Source organism: Arthrobacter sp. SLBN-100, from assembly GCF_006715305.1.
Taxonomy (GTDB): Bacteria; Actinomycetota; Actinomycetes; order Actinomycetales; family Micrococcaceae; genus Arthrobacter.
In genome coordinates, this window is the sequence record NZ_VFMY01000001.1 from 1,325,243 (window position 1) to 1,340,443 (window position 15,201).

A 15,201-nucleotide genomic window follows, 5' to 3' on the forward strand; every position below is an offset into this window, starting at 1 on the left:
ATTTCCTTCCGGTGTAAAAGACTCCACCTTTATTGATTCCATCAGTTCTCACGCAACAGGCTGACGGCATCTGCGATGGGACCGTCCGCTACCTTACGGCCTTGACGCAACACCACGCCCCGGTCACACACCTTGCTCACCATGTCCAAATCATGGCTGACCACAACAAGGGTGGTGCCGGACGAGCGCAGCTCCTGCACACGAGCGAGGCACTTCTTCTGAAAAGGCTCGTCACCGACCGAGAGAATTTCGTCGATGAGGAATACATCAGGCCGCGTGTGCACGGCAACAGAAAACGCCAGGCGCAGGAACATGCCAGACGAGTAAAACTTGACCTCGGTATCAATAAACTTGCCGATTTCAGAAAACTCGACGATTTCATCGAAACGATCCGTCGTCTCTTGTTCGGTCATACCAAGGATTACGCCGTTGAGGTACACGTTTTCGCGCCCAGTGAGATCCGGGTGGAAGCCCGCACCGACCTCGATCAAGCCAGCCACTTTGCCTCGGGTGCGGACACGCCCGCTATCCGAACCCATGACACCCGATATCAGCTTCAACAGGGTTGATTTACCCGATCCGTTGTAACCGAGCAATGCTACAGACTCTCCGGCGCTAACCGTCAAATCAACGCCGTCCAAAGCCATGAAAGTAGAGGACAAATCCCCACGTCGGCCTTTGAAGAGCCAAACAACGGTTTCTTTTAGGGACCGGGTATGGCGGAGGTTGAATCGTTTAGACACATTTTCAACAACGATTGCTTCATTTTCCACTACAGCTCCTGCGCAAATCTGCCCTCAAGGCGACGGAATACAGTTTGTCCCAAGAATAAGAAGAACGCCGCAATAAGTAGGCCGACCGGCAACCATAACGAAATTAGGTGCTCGGGCAGCGGAGCGCTCTCACGGGCCTTCTGTACCGCATCCGTGGGGAACCAAAAGGCCGCATGAAATAGCTCCACGGCAATAGTCATGGGATTAAGCTGGTAAAAGAAATAGAACGTCTCACCCAAGGTGTCCCGGACCAGGTACCAGGCGTAAAGGACTGGGGAAAGCCATGTCGCCATCATCAGCATGAGATCGACGATATTCTCGGAATCACGAAACATGACGTTGGCAGCAGAAAAGAAGAGTCCCAGCCCGAGGCCGAGCATGGTCACGATGACAAACGCTCCCACGGCGCCGATCAGCTGTATCACCGACGGGCTCCAACCGAAGAACAGGCAGGCGGTCAAAAGAATCAGCAACTGGGGAAGGAAATGCACGATGGCGACCCAGACGGAGGCTACCGGAAACAGCTCCCGCGGAAGAAAGATCTTCTTGACCAACGCTCCGTTCGCAACGATTGATCGCGTCGCTTGCCCAAAAGCCTCAGAAAAGAAGTTGACAAGAATTATTCCGGAAAACATGTAGATCACAAAGTTCGGTTGTTTATTCAGTCCGAGGAAAACCCCCAGGGCAAAATAGAAAACTACAAATTGAACAGCTGGTTTGACATAGCTCCACAGCAGTCCAAGTACGGAGCTACGGTAACGTACCTTTAGTTCTTTTCGCACAATTAGCCGCAGGAGCTCCCGATGGCGAAGCACGTCAATGAGTCCGCCGCCCTTGTCAGGAGGCGTCAGGGTTGCAGCGCTCAAGCGTCCACTCCTCCGCTTTCAATCAGGGCGCCGCTTTCGTAGTGCGGCCGGATCTTGTTGTCGAACATGCTCAGCGCGGCCCCGATGGCCATGTGCATGTCCAGGTACTTGTAGGTGCCGAGCCGTCCGCCGAACAGGACGTCTTTTTCGGCGGCAGCGAGATCGCGGTACTTGAGCAGCCGTTCCCGGTCCGCTGAGGTGTTGACCGGGTAGTAGGGCTCGTCGCCCTTCTCGGCAAAGCGCGAGAACTCGCGCATGATGACCGTCTTCTCGGTCTGGTAGTCACGCTCTGGGTGGAAATGGCGTGGTTCGATCACGCGCGTGTAAGGGATGTCGTCGTCGTTGTAATTCACGACGGACGTGCCCTGGAAGTCTCCGACGTCCAGCACCTCTTCCTCGAAGTCAATGGTGCGCCAGGAGAGGTCCCCTTCGGCGTAGTCGAAGTAGCGGTCGACGGGGCCTGTGTAGACCACCGGGATATTGCCGACAACTTTGTTCTTGCTGTACTCATGCGACTCGTCGAAGAAGTCGGTGTTCAGCCGCACCTCGATGTTGGGGTGCTCGGCCATCTTTTCGATCCAGGCCGTGTAGCCGTTGGTGGGCAGGCCTTCGTACTTGTCATTGAAATAGCGGTTGTCATAGTTGTAGCGCACGGGAAGCCGCGAGATGATGCCGGCAGGCAAGTCCTTGGGGTCCGTCTGCCACTGCTTGCCGGTGTAGTGCTTGATGAATGCCTCGTACAGGGGGCGGCCGATCAGCTGGATGCCCTTGTCATTGAGGTTCTGGGGATCAGTTCCTGCGAGCTCGCCCGCCTGCTCCTGGATGAGGTCCCTGGCTTGGCCCGGCGTGAGGTTGGCGCGGAAGAACTGGTTGATGGTGGCCAGGTTGATCGGCAGGGAATAAACCTCGCCCTTGTGCACGCCGTAAACCTTGTGCACGTAGTTGGTGAAGGTGGTGAACCTGTTGACGTACTCCCACACCCGCTCGTTGGATGTGTGGAAAAGGTGGGCGCCGTACCGGTGGATCTCAATACCGGTCTGCTCTTCCTTTTCGCTGTAGGCATTGCCGCCGACGTGGTGGCGGCGGTCGATGACAACGACCTTCAAGCCGAGCTCAGTAGCGGCCTGTTCTGCAATTGTCAGGCCAAAAAAGCCGGACCCTACGATGACAAGGTCAGCGGTCACAAAATCTCCTGGTTTGAATGCGGGCAGCGCAATGGTGCGCATTGTCTGCTGCTCTAGCCTACCCGAGGCACCGTGGCGCACGTCGAATCAGGCGGCAGCCGCAGCCCACCAGTAAGGTCTAACGCTACGCCTCGGCCAGGACCCCCTCCTGCTCAAGGTACCGAACCCCGGTCCGGGGACACACCCACTCCCCGCCCTCCTGCTGCAGCGGGTGGCCCGCCTTCCCAACCCAACCAACACGCCGGGCGGGTACGCCCGCAACGAGGGCGAAGGCCGGCACATCCTTAGTGACAACAGCACCTGCTGCGACCGTTGCCCAAGCCCCAATGGTCACCGGGGCGATACAGACGGCGCGGGCACCGATGGCGGCGCCCTCGCGGACGGTTACACCGACTTTGTCCCAGTCATCCTCTGTCTTCAGTGCGCCGTCGGGAGTCACAGCACGGGGAAAAACGTCATTGGTCAGCACGACTGCAGGGCCAATAAATACGCCCGCTTCCAACACCGCGGGCTCGTACACGAGCGCGTAGTTTTGGACCTTGCAGTTGTCGCCGAGCGTGGCGCCGGGCCCTATGTAAGCCCCGCGGCCGATGACGCAGTTCTCCCCCACGCGTGCGGACTCCCGGACCTGTGCCAAATGCCACACTTTTGTCCCTGCCCCTACGACAGATTCCTCAGACACATCAGCGGTGACTGCAACTGTGCTCACAGGGGCTCCTTTATCGCCGGCGACCGCGTCTGCGATCGATGTTTCAAGCGATCCTAACCGAGCTGCGCCGCAGATTGTCCACATACGGAAACTCAACCGGGTGCTGGGTCGACCTGCTGAGTAGCGTGGGTTTCAAAGGCCGTGAGGATCTGTACCCATGAAATTCCATTGCACCCTCGTCCGCAGCCCGGTATCCGGGCTGCAGGAACCACCCCTGGAACTCACTATCCAGGCTCCGGAAGGCACCGCTGGCTCTGACATCCAAACCGAATTGGCGCGCCAGTTCGGGACCGGAGCCGTGTCCGCCAGCGGCAAGGATCTGAGATCTCTCAGCGTAGGTACGGCGCCACTAATTAACGGGGCAGTTCTCGTGGATGGCGCCTCCCAGCCGGGGGCCAGAAAACTCCGACGACGGGCGCTCAGTGACGATGCCCGCCTGGCCCTGGCGGTCCACAGCGGCGTCGGCGCCGGGACGGTGGTGCCGTTACGCCGGGGTTCGTACACCATTGGCCGCAGTGGTAGCCGGATAGTGATCCCCGACCCCGAGCTCTCCAGGGAACACGCACGCCTCGATGTCACGGAAACGGACATCATGATCGTTGACCTGGACAGCGCCAACGGCATCCATGTCGACGGCGAGAGGGTCCGAAATGCCGTTATCTCCACGGACTCAGTCATCCGCTGCGGGAACACAATGATGTCACTGGTCCTGATGGACCTGCCGGAAAGTACACTCGCGCCGGCCGGGATGTCGACGCAGCAGCCTCTCACCGTCGCGGGCCGAACGGAGACAGGCAACCGGGCCATGCTCATCCTGACGGCGGTCCTTCCGTTGCTGATCGGGATAGGGCTTGCGGTGGTCACGGGTATGTGGATGTTCCTCGCCTTTTCGGCCGCCTCGGCGGTATCCGTCCTCGTGCCCCTGGCTGCCGGTCGCCGTCAGCGCCGTGACCTTGCCAACGCTGTTGCTGCCGCCGTGGCAGAAGACCGGAAACGTCGACAGCGGGCAGGGCCCTCGCTGGCACGGCTCGTGCTGGCCGCCCGTCAGCAGCAAGGCGGCCAAACGCCGGTTGCCTGCGACGCTTCCGCTGAAGGGGGCGGGGTTTGGTTGCGGCTCGGCGAGGCTCCACAAGCGGCGAACGTGACAGTTGAGCCCACGCCCTCGTCCGTCCGCGTTCCGTCCGCGGGGACCGTGCCCGTAGCTTTGGATCCGGGCATTCCCAAGACAACGTTCCGCGGGCCAGGAGCCGTGGCTGACGGCCTTGTCCGTTCCCTCGTAATGCAGCTCGCCGGCTACCCCAGGGCCCGCACCACCCGCATCCTCATAGTGGGCGATGCGGATCGCCTTCCTCTGTGCGCACGGTACCTGCCGGGCACCACTCTCACCGCTTCCCACAACGAGGCACGCCGGATTCTGGCCGAAGTGCTCGAACCCGCCCATCAACGGGGTGTCCTCATCGTGCTGGGAGCTTCCAATGCACAGGACGACGACGTGACGTCGCTTACGGCGGCAGGGCTTGGTTGGCAGGTCCTTCAGTTCCCCTCGGCTGGCGGCGGAAATGACTGCACCTGGGAGGTACAGCTTTCCGAGCGGACATCCATCCTTCGAGGCCCGACAGGTGACGTAGTCTTCGTCCCGGATCTGGCCCCGGAGGCAGTCTTCACTAATTTCTGCCGAAAGCTTGCAGGGCAACCTGATCCGCCGGACAAGGGACGCAAAACTGTCCCGCGCTCCTGTTCGCTCCGGGAACTGCTGCCGCTCTCTCCGGAGAGCATTGCCGCCCGGTGGGATGCGAGCGCCAATACCCCGGCGCTACACGTTCCACTGGGCATCAGCGCAACCGGACCGCGCAGCCTTGACCTCAACGCCGATGGCCCCCATCTGCTGGTCGCGGGCACCACGGGCTCGGGCAAGTCAGAACTGCTCCGCACCCTCACCCTGGCTTTGGCCCTCACCCATCCACCCGACCGGGTGAACTTCCTTTTGATTGATTTCAAGGGCGGGTCCGGGCTCGGCCCCCTGACGGAACTGGTCCATTGCGTGGGCCTGCTGACCGACCTGTCCACCTACGAGCTTGAGCGGACCCTTGCCTCACTCAGGGCCGAGATCAGGCTGCGCGAGGAAGCACTGGCGGCCGCCGGGGTGCCGGATCTCGCTGCATACAGCTCCACGGGGGCTTCCCGCACCTTCCCGCTCCCCCATCTGGTCATCGTCATCGATGAATTCAGGATGCTCGTTGATGATGCACCGGAGGCACTCCGCGAACTGATGCGGATCGCGGCGATCGGCCGTTCACTGGGGATCCACCTGGTCATGGCCACCCAGCGGCCGCAGGGAGCCGTCACGGCGGACATCCGGGCCAATGTCACCTCCAGCATTGCCCTCAGGGTGCAATCCGACATGGAGTCCAGCGACATCATCAACACCAAAGACGCAGCCGGCATCAGCGTGGGCACACCGGGACGGGCCTTCCTGTCGCGGGGGAAAGAGGCTCCGCAGGAATTCCAGACCGCCACGATCGGGACGGCTCCTGCCGAGTCTGGCCAGGCGGACGCTGTTAGGGTGCAACTCGCCGTGGACTGCCTTTCACTTGATGGAACCGAGGGTGCAGGCAGTGAGGGTGATGAGCAGCAGACGGCCGGGCAGCAGACACCTTGCCAGGCTGCCCGCCCCTTGATCGCCATGGTGCAGGACCTGTGGCGCAGCCAACAGGGAGAGGCGCCTCGCCGACCGGTGGCGGCTCCCCTGCCTTCAAACCTGCCAGCCCACCACAACAAGACGTCGCTGGTCCCGTCAGGCAGCGGCGGAAGCACCGAATGGTTGATCGAACTCGGCCTGATGGATCTGCCGGAACAGCAAAAAATCGTGCCCCTGGTCTGGAAGCCCGCGAGGCACAGTCATCTGGCGCTGGTCGGCGGCCCGTCCTCCGGCGCCCTGGAGGCCCTTGAACTCGCCGTCGCACGGCTGGTCCTCAGCCCCGTGGAGGCACACGGCTACCTACTGGACGCAGGCGGCAATTTCGTTGAATTGGCCAATTCAGGACACATCGGAGCGCATGTGGGCCCAGATGAGCCGAGGCGGGCGGTCCGCGTACTCCAGCGCCTGAAACAGGAGATGGCCCGGCGGCTAAGCCAGGCTGGCAGGGCGGGCGAGACCCCCTTGGTACTCGCCATATCCGGGTGGGGATCATGGATATCCGCGTTGCGGGCAGGGCCCTTAGCCTGGGCCGAAGACCTCCTCCAGGATCTTGTCCGCGACGGCAGCCGGGCGGACATCGTGGTGATGATTGCGGGTGACAGGGAACTTGTCAGTTCCCGGACGTTCGCTTCGCTTCCGAACCGGCTCTACTTTCCGGCCGGATCGAATCCGGACAGCCGGATAGCGTGGCCCCGCATGCCGGCAACGGCCGAACTCCAGGGACGCGCCGTGGCCTTCGGTCCCGTCTCCGGCGGCCGCCCCGCTGCTTGCCAGCTGTACAGCCGGGACCCTCGAAGCTTGCGAAAGCCCGGACCAGCCGGAGAAAAGGCCCCGGCAAAACGTCCGTTCCGCGTCGAGCAACTTCCGGCACTGGTGCCAGCGGCCAAGCTCGGTCCTGCCGAAACCAGCTCTGCAACATACCGCCCCGGCTCTCCAAGGGAGGCCAAAACCGCAGGCGGCACCAGCCGGTCAAGCAGCAGCAAGAGCCGCCACCTGCTGATTGGCGTTGGCGGTGACGAGCTCGAGCCGGCGTCTATTGGTATTCAGGACGGAGGCGTGCTCACAGTCCTTGGCGGCCCGGCCTCCGGGAAAACGAACTTCCTGCGCGCGCTGCCGTTAATGAACCCGGCAGGCGGGCCATGGCTCTGTTCCGAGGACGAAGACGCTCCCGGCGACTTCTGGCAGCAGTCGCTGGCGGCAGCGGCAGCGGGCGACATGTGCCGAGGGACGGTGGCGCTGGTGGACGATGCCGATCTTCTCCCCGCCGAAGCCCTGCAGCACCTGTCGGAGTTGAACGCGTTGGGCTACGCGGTGGTGGTTACAGCCAATTACAGCCCGTTGCTCCTGCAGCGCGTGCCGCTGGTCATGAAGTCCCGCGCGTCCGGCACGGGAGTGCTGCTGGCACCGCGCTCACTGCCCGATGGTGACCTCTTTGGAATCAGGTTCGAAGTGGAGGCCAACCCACCACCTGGTAGAGGGGTACTGATCTCCCAAGGCGCGGCAACGAGCATGCAGGTGGGCTGGGCGGCTTTGCCCGTCCAGGACGGAGACGAACCGGTCAGAGGGCCGGCGTAGAACCCCCGGTACGGGAAGCGAAAGTGATGAGTTTGTTCTGGAACAGCAGCACAATCGCGATGATGGCCGGAACCAGCATGGCCAGCCCGGCCAGCGGGAGGCCGGCACTCAGTGTAGGGAAGCCGATGGTGAGGACGAACAGCTGCGCCACCAGGGCGGCGGCCCTGGTCCACCGGTACCCCCGGTAGAGAAAAAGTGAAACCGCGCACAGCCAGGCCGAGCATGCCAGCAGCAGTCCCAGCGTGAACACGGCGCCCCAGAACGAAAGAACCGGGCTCCCGGTCGCAAGCTGGTAGCCGTACCAGGCGGCTGCCGACAACAGGGCAGTCGCCTCGGCGGCCACGATCACCGCCACCACGAGCACAGCGCGCGGACGGGCCCCGCCGGCCGGCTGCTCCGGCACGGGCTCCCCTGATGGAATCTGCGGGTCTGCGGGGTTTTCCGGAGGTCTTGACACACTGGCACCCTACCGGACATAGTCGAACAGTGGTGAGGACCACTACCGCCACTGTGATGCATCGCTCAGCGTTCCGGCGATTTCAAGCCTTATTACCCCTTGTTTACACAGCGTTAACATGACAGGCTTGATTCAGATGACCAACGGGGCCCTGCCGGGCCCCTTTCCTTTGTAGCTACTAGTGAATAATTTCACAAAGGGCACTTCCCAGAAATGGAGCAACTGATCAGCATGGATTGGCGTAACCGCGCAGCGTGCCTCGAAAAGGACCCGGAACTGTTTTTCCCCGTTGGAAACACAGGCCCGGCACTCCTGCAGATCGAGGAAGCCAAGAGCGTCTGCCGCCGGTGTCCGGTAGTGGACACATGCCTGCAGTGGGCTCTCGAGTCGGGCCAGGATGCCGGCGTATGGGGCGGCATGAGCGAGGACGAGCGCCGCGCCCTGAAGCGCCGCGCAGCCCGTGCCCGCCGGGCCTCCTGATTCCGCCAGGCACTGAACGGCTGGCTGAAGAAACTTAAAGAAGGCCCTGGCCGCAACCCGCAAGGGTTGCCGCCAGGGCCTTCTGCTGTTCCCGCTACTTGGCCGCCAAGCTCAGCCGGATCTGGACTGCGGTGCCGCCACCCTCGCGCGGGAGCCACTGGATGCTCCCGCCCAGCTCACTCGTAACCAGCGTGCGGACGATCTGCAGCCCAAGGCCCTCAACGTGGGGCTTGTCAGGAAGGCCCACACCGTCGTCGGCAATGGTCACGGTGAGCTCCTCGCCGTCATCCCCTTCGGAGCGGTCAGCCAGAAGCCAGACAGTACCCGCCCGCCCCTCAAGGCCATGTTCCACAGCGTTGGTAACGAGTTCATTGATCACCAGCGCCAGCGGGGTGGCAAAATCACTCGGCAGCTCACCGAACATGCCCGAACGCTCGGTCCTGACCTGCTGCGATGGCGACGCAACTTCCGCCGAAAGCCGGAACTGCCGGCCGATCAGCTCATCAAAGTCCACACTCTGCGTCAGGCCCTGGGACAGGGTTTCGTGAACGAGTGCGATGGTTGCCACCCTGCGCATCGCCTGTTCAAGCCCCTGTTTCGCCTCATCGCTCACCATCCGGCGGGACTGCATACGCAACAGCGCGGCCACGGTCTGCAGGTTGTTCTTAACCCGGTGGTGGATTTCGCGGATGGTCGCATCCTTGGTCACGAGCTCCATCTCGCGCCGCCGGAGTTCGGACACGTCGCGGCAGAGGACCAGTGCGCCGAAGCGCTGCTGCTCATCACGCAGCGGGATGGCCCGGAGTGACAGGCTCACACCCCGGGACTCGATCTCGCTGCGCCACGGCATCCGGCCGGTGACCACCAGAGGCAAGGTTTCGTCCACCATCCGGCGGTCCTTCAGCAGGCTGGCCGTGACCTCGGCCAGCGAGCGCCCCTCCAACGATTCCCCGTCACCGAGGCGCCGGAAAGCGGAAACGCCGTTGGGGCTCGCGTACTGCACCACGCCCTCGGCGTCGAGCCTGATGAGCCCGTCCCCCACGCGGGGGGCGCCGCGGCGGGAACCCGTGGGCGAGGCGAAGTCCGGCCAGAGGCCAAGGGTGCCCATCCGCAGCAGGTCGTAGGCACACTGCCGGTACGTCAGCTCAAGCCGGGAAGGCATGCGCGAACTCGAAAGGTCCATGTGTGTGGTGACAATGGCCAGGGTGCGCCCGTTCCGCACCATGGGAACGGCCTCCACCCGAAGCGCCATGTCGCTGTTCCAGTTGGTTTCGCTGGAGCGCTCAATGGAGCGGCTGTTCCAGGCCTTGTCCACCAGCGGCTGGAGGTCCGAGCGGATGGGATCCCCCACGAAGTCGCCATGAAACACCGTATGCGTGGTGGAGGGCCGGACATGCGCCAGCGCGACATACCCGTGGTCCGGGTGGGGGAACCAGAGCGCCAGGTCGGCGAACGCGAGGTCCGCGACCATCTGCCAGTCCCCGACCAGGAGGTGCAGCCATTCAGCATCGCCCGGCCCGAAATCAGCGTGTTCCCTGATAGGGTCCGTAAAGATTGCCACTGCACCTCCATTTGCGACGCAGCACTGGCTAGCGTCGGACGATTGACCTCAAGAGCCTCAATGCTACCGATAGTGAGGCCATATCATCGGCCTCGAGGGCATTGACCTCATCGAACATGCTCTTTGCCCGGCCCAACTGTTCCGCGTTCTGCGCTTCCCAGTCCTTGAGCCGCGCCTCCGGTAAATCGGCAGCAGCGGTGGCGTCCAGCACCGCCGTCGTTATGTCCGAAACTGTGGAGTACAGGTCATCGCGCAAGGCCGCACGGGCCAGCGCCTGCCACCGGTCCTGCCGCGGCAGGCTGCTGATCCGTTCCAGGAGTGAGTCCGCGTGGAAGCGGTTGAAAACGGTGTAGTAGACCGCAGCGATCTCCTCCACGGGGTTCTTGCGCACCCGGGCGATCTTCGCGATGTCCAGCAGGACAAAGCTCTCGAACAGCTCCGCCCACCGCAGTGCGAGCCCTTCGGGAAGCTCCCACTCGCGCCCCTTTTCAAGCCACCCGGCAACCCGGTCCCGGTCGTCGCCGCGCAGGTAGTCCAGCAGGCGGGCACGCATCGGGTCCAGAAGGGGCTTGAATTCTTCCACTACGCCGGCAATCGGACGGGACACGCTTCCCTGCCCCAGCAACCACCGGACCGCCCGGTCAAGCAGCCGGCGGATATCCAGGTGGACGGTGCTCCAGTGCTCGGTGGGGAACGACGCCGGCAGGCTGTTCAGCTCCTCGACCATCGCGTCGAGCTCGTAAACCTCGCGCAGGGCAACGAAGGCTTTCGCCACAGCAACTTCGGAGGCCGATGTTTCTTCCATGGTCCGGAAGGCGAAGGTGATACCGCCAAGGTTGATCATGTCGTTGGCCACCACCGTGGCGATGATTTCGCGGCGCAGCGGATGGGTGTCCAGCTCCGCGTCAAAGCGATCCCGCAGTTCCTCCGGGAAGTAGGCCCGCAGTGTCTTCCGGAACCAGGGATCCTCAGCCAGGTCGCTGTCCCGAAGCGCCGAGGCCAGTTCGATCTTGGCGTAGGCGGCCAGCACGGACAGCTCCGGCGAGGTCAGGCCCTGGCCCTGCTGCAGCCGCTCCTGCAGCTCCGCCGTCGTGGGCAGCGCCTCAAGCTCCCGGTTCAGGTCGGCTTTCTTCTCCAGCCAGTCCATCAGCCGCTCGTAGCTCGGGCTCCACTCGGCCACGCGGGTACGGTCGTTCAGCAGCAGGATGTTCTGGTCGATGTTGTCCTCCAGGACCAGGCGCCCCACCTCGTCTGTCATCGACGCCAGGAAACCGGCCCGCTCTTCCGCAGACAGCTTCCCGGCAGCCACCATCCGGTCCACGAAGATCTTGATGTTGACCTCGTGGTCCGAGCAGTCAACCCCGGCAGAGTTGTCGATGGCATCAGTGTTGAGGATGACCCCCTGCAGCGCTGCCTCAATGCGGCCCCGCTGCGTCATACCGAGGTTTCCGCCTTCGCCGACCACCTTGACGCGCAGGTCCTTGCCGTCAACGCGGATCGCATCATTGGCCTTGTCCCCCACCAAGGCGTTGGTCTCAGTGCTCGCCTTGACATAGGTTCCGATGCCGCCGTTGTACAGCAGGTCGGCAGGCGCCAGCAGGATGGCGCGCAAAAGTTCGGGCGGGCTGAGTTCCGTCGTATCCGCGGGAAGTCCCAAGGCCACCCGCACCTGGGCTGACACCGGTATCGACTTCGCCTGGCGGGGGAACACACCGCCGCCTTCGCTGATCAGGGATTTGTTGTAGTCGTCCCACGAAGACCTGGGCAGTTCGAACAATCGCTGCCGCTCCACGAATGAGGTCTCCTCGTCCGGGTTGGGGTCGAGGAAGATGTGGCGGTGGTCGAACGCGGCAATCAGCCGGATGTGGCGGGAAAGGAGCATTCCGTTGCCGAACACGTCGCCGGACATGTCCCCCACACCCACCACGCTGAAAGGCTGCGTCTGCGTGTCCAGGTCCAGCTCGCTGAAGTGGCGCTTCACTGATTCCCACGCGCCCCGGGCGGTAATGCCCATGGCCTTGTGGTCGTAGCCCACCGACCCGCCGGACGCAAAGGCGTCCCCGAGCCAGAACCCGTATTCCGCGGCCAGGCCGTTCGCGATGTCCGAGAAGGTTGCGGTTCCCTTGTCGGCCGCCACCACGAGGTAGGAATCGCCGTCGTCGTGCCTTACAACGTCCGACGGCGGCACGAGCCGCTCGCCGTCGCCCTCCGTGAGCAGGTTGTCAGTGAGGTCGAGCAGGCCGCGGATGAACGTCTTATAGCTTTCGATGCCTTCAGCCATCCAGGCGGACCGGTCCACCGCTGGGTCCGGGAGCTGCTTGGCGAAGAAACCGCCCTTGGCCCCGGTGGGCACGATGACGGCGTTCTTCACCGTCTGAGCTTTCACCAGGCCAAGGACTTCGGTGCGGAAATCCTCACGCCGGTCGGACCAGCGCAGGCCGCCGCGGGCCACCTTGCCGAACCGGAGGTGGACACCCTCGACGCGGGGGGCGTAGACCCAGATCTCGAACATGGGGCGCGGGAAGGGCAGCCCCTTGATCTGTGCAGGATCCAGCTTGAAGCTCAGGTGCGGCTTGTACTGGTAGAAGTTGGTCCGGAGCGTGGATTCGATCAGATTAAGAAAGGTCCGCAGGACCCGGTCGGCGTCCAGGGTGGCAACCTGTTCAATGGCCTCTGCCAGTTCTGCACGTACGGAAGCCTGGGCCTCAACCCGCTGGTCTTCGCTCAGCGAAGGATCGAAGCGGGCGGCGAAAAGCGCGGTGAGGCCCCTGGTCACGTCAGGGTTCCCGAGCAGCGTGTCCGCCATAAACCCGAAGGAGTTGGCGTTGCCCATCTGGCGCATATACCGGGCGTAGGCGCGCAGCACCGTGATCTGCCGCCACTGCAGTCCCTCCCGGAGGACCAGCCTGTCAAAGGCGTCGGACTCTGCAGCACCGGTCACCGCCGCACCGAAGGAATCAGCAAGCAGCTGGTTGGTGGCCAGCGGATCCACCCCCGAGGGGTATTTCAAGCCGAGGTCGTACAGGAAGAAGTCCCGGCGGTCCGCGGTCTCGATCTCGAACGGGCGCTCGTCGAGCACCTCCAGGCCAAGGTTGTGGAAGAAGGGAAGGATCTGGCTCAGGCTCTTCGGCTCCAGCATGTAGAGCTTGACCCGGGCATCCTCCTCCAGTGTCGCCCCCGCCCCTTCCGGGAGGTAGACGTGGACCCCGGGGCGTTCCTGCTTTGCACCTGCCGTCCGCTCTGCGGCCGCGCCGTATTTTTCGAAGCGGGCGATGTCCTCGAGGGCGTCCTCCACCTCGTAATCCACCCGGTAGCTCGCCGGGAATGCTTCCGACCAGACGGCTGCCAGCTCCTTGGCCTCGGCAACATCCCGGCCGTCGCGCAGGACCTCGGCGATGCCTTCGCTCCAGGAACGGGCGGCAAGCACCAGCCGCTTTTCCAGTTCCTCAGTGTTGACATGGCTGACGTCGGCACCCTTGGGCAGGCGGATGCGGAAGAAGAGCCTGGCGAGGGCAGACTCTGTCATCCGCGCCTCATAGTCGATGGACACGGCCTGGAAGGTTTCGCGCAGTTCCTGCTCGATGCGGAGCCTGACGTTGGTGGTGTACCTGTCCCTGGGAAGGTAGACAACGGCGGACATAAAGCGGCCGTAGATGTCGGGCCGCAGGAAAAGCCGCGTGCGCCGGCGTTCCTGCAGTTTTTGGATGCCCAGGGCCGTGGCGGCGAGATCCGGGACCTCAATCTGGAAGAGTTCATCCCTGGGGTAGGTTTCCAGGATGCCCAGGAGGTCCTTACCGGAGTGCGAGTCCGGCGGGAAGCCTGCGATGTTCAGGACGGCGTCGACTTTTTCCCGGACGATGGGGATGTTGCGGACGGAGCCGGTGTACGCGCTGGTGGCGAAGAGGCCGATGAAGCGCTGCTCGCCGTTGACGTTGCCTGCGGCGTCGAAACTCTTGACCCCGATGTAGTCGAGGTACGCGGACCGGTGGACGGTGGAGCGCGAGTTGGCTTTCGTGATGACAAGGGCACGCTTTTCGCGTGCTTTCTTCCTGCCGGTGTCAGTCAGGTGCTGGATGTGCGGGGAGTCCGCGGCAGCGCGCAGCAGTCCCAGGCCGCTGTCTTCACGCAGTTCCAGGACGTCTTCCCCGTCCACGTTGACCAGGTCGTATTCGCGATAGCCGAGGAAGGTGAAATTGCCGTCATCAAGCCAGTGCAGGAGGTCCTGCGCCTGGCGCAGTTCGGCGATCTGCACCGGGTTGGCCACCTTGTCCAGGTTCTCGGCGATCTCCAGCGCCTTTTGGCGCATCTTCGGCCAGTCTTCCACCGCCGCCCGGACATCATTGAGTACCCGCCCCAGGCCTTCCAGGAGCGAGTCTTTGGCTTTGTCCGAGATGCGGTTAATCTCGACGGCGATCCACGACTCCATGTACGACGCGTTTTCACCCTGGGCTATCAGGTGCGACAGGCTGGGCATGGCAGCGGTGTCACCGCTGGAGATGCCGATATGGGAGGGGACCTTGTTGACCTTCGCCAGTTCGCCGGTTTCCGTGTTGCGGGCGGCAACGAACAGAGGGTGGACCACCAGCCTGATCGCCGCGTGCTGGCGGACCAGTTCTGCGTTGACGGAATCGACAAGGAAGGGCATGTCGTCGGTGACAACGAAGACCACGCTGCTGTCTTCCTCATCATGGATGGAGATATTCGCGTGGCCGGGTTTCCGGATGGAAGCAACGCCCCGGTGTCCTACCGCCCGCGCGGTCAACACATCCGCGGGGTAGGCCCGGGCGTCCTCTTCGGCCAGGTGCTCATAGTAGTCCCCGAGAAAGCCTTCCAGGCCTTCAATGGCAAGGGGCTGATCCTCCACGCTGGATCCAGACGACATCGACAAACGCCTCCAT

Annotated in this window: 9 protein-coding genes; 2 read left to right on the forward strand and 7 right to left on the reverse strand. The window is 63.2% G+C overall.

The genetic code is table 11. The features are described 5' to 3' along the window. Positions 1–41: 41 nt before the first annotated feature. From FBY31_RS06170 to FBY31_RS06185, 4 genes are all read right to left on the reverse strand, one after another. Entirely contained in the window at positions 42–773 is a 732-nt protein-coding gene (locus FBY31_RS06170; protein ID WP_142038178.1) for an ABC transporter ATP-binding protein, read from the reverse strand. Continuing rightward, the gene (locus tag FBY31_RS06175; protein ID WP_142038181.1) at positions 773–1,639 is read right to left on the reverse strand and encodes an ABC transporter permease; all 867 of its coding nucleotides are present in this window, start codon (positions 1,637–1,639) and stop codon (positions 773–775) included. Before FBY31_RS06175 ends, FBY31_RS06170 begins: the two co-directional genes overlap by 1 nt. Beyond that, positions 1,636–2,823: a UDP-galactopyranose mutase gene (gene glf / locus FBY31_RS06180; RefSeq protein ID WP_142038184.1), complete on the reverse strand. Its 1,188-nt coding sequence runs from the start codon at positions 2,821–2,823 to the stop codon at positions 1,636–1,638. Before glf ends, FBY31_RS06175 begins: the two co-directional genes overlap by 4 nt. 124 nt (positions 2,824–2,947) lie before the next feature. After that, positions 2,948–3,532, reverse strand: a complete 585-nt coding sequence (locus tag FBY31_RS06185; RefSeq protein WP_235012946.1) for an acyltransferase — start codon at positions 3,530–3,532, stop codon at positions 2,948–2,950. A gap of 157 nt (positions 3,533–3,689) precedes the next feature. Between FBY31_RS06185 and FBY31_RS06190 the strand changes: the two genes are divergently transcribed. After that, positions 3,690–7,805 carry an FtsK/SpoIIIE domain-containing protein gene (locus FBY31_RS06190; protein ID WP_142038189.1) on the forward strand — a complete coding sequence of 1,372 codons (4,116 nt, stop codon included), beginning with the start codon at positions 3,690–3,692 and terminating at the stop codon, positions 7,803–7,805. Here the strand turns inward: FBY31_RS06190 and FBY31_RS06195 are convergent. Beyond that, positions 7,789–8,262: a hypothetical protein gene (locus tag FBY31_RS06195; RefSeq protein ID WP_442858167.1), complete on the reverse strand. Its 474-nt coding sequence runs from the start codon at positions 8,260–8,262 to the stop codon at positions 7,789–7,791. The two genes, FBY31_RS06190 and FBY31_RS06195, sit on opposite strands and share 17 nt — an antisense overlap. A gap of 231 nt (positions 8,263–8,493) precedes the next feature. Between FBY31_RS06195 and FBY31_RS06200 the strand changes: the two genes are divergently transcribed. After that, complete coding sequence (locus FBY31_RS06200; RefSeq protein ID WP_015937605.1) at positions 8,494–8,742, forward strand: WhiB family transcriptional regulator; 249 nt, start codon at positions 8,494–8,496, stop codon at positions 8,740–8,742. A gap of 94 nt (positions 8,743–8,836) precedes the next feature. Here FBY31_RS06200 and FBY31_RS06205 read toward each other — a convergent pair whose 3' ends face one another. Next, positions 8,837–10,303, reverse strand: coding sequence for a sensor histidine kinase (locus FBY31_RS06205; protein WP_142038192.1), 1,467 nt, complete (start codon positions 10,301–10,303; stop codon positions 8,837–8,839). A 28-nt stretch (positions 10,304–10,331) separates the two neighbouring features. Beyond that, a complete protein-coding gene (locus tag FBY31_RS06210) occupies positions 10,332–15,185 on the reverse strand; it encodes an NAD-glutamate dehydrogenase (protein ID WP_142038194.1) in 4,854 nt (1,617 codons plus the stop codon). Between the last annotated feature and the right edge of the window lie 16 nt (positions 15,186–15,201).

Bases quoted from the DNA above. Each gene is read 5' to 3' on its own strand.
- FBY31_RS06190 (WP_142038189.1), top strand. From the start codon at position 3,690: ATGAAATTCCATTGCACCCTCGTCCGCAGCCCGGTATCCGGGCTGCAG.
- FBY31_RS06200 (WP_015937605.1), top strand. From the start codon at position 8,494: ATGGATTGGCGTAACCGCGCAGCGTGCCTCGAAAAGGACCCGGAACTG.
- FBY31_RS06210 (WP_142038194.1), bottom strand. From the start codon at position 15,185: ATGTCGTCTGGATCCAGCGTGGAGGATCAGCCCCTTGCCATTGAAGGC.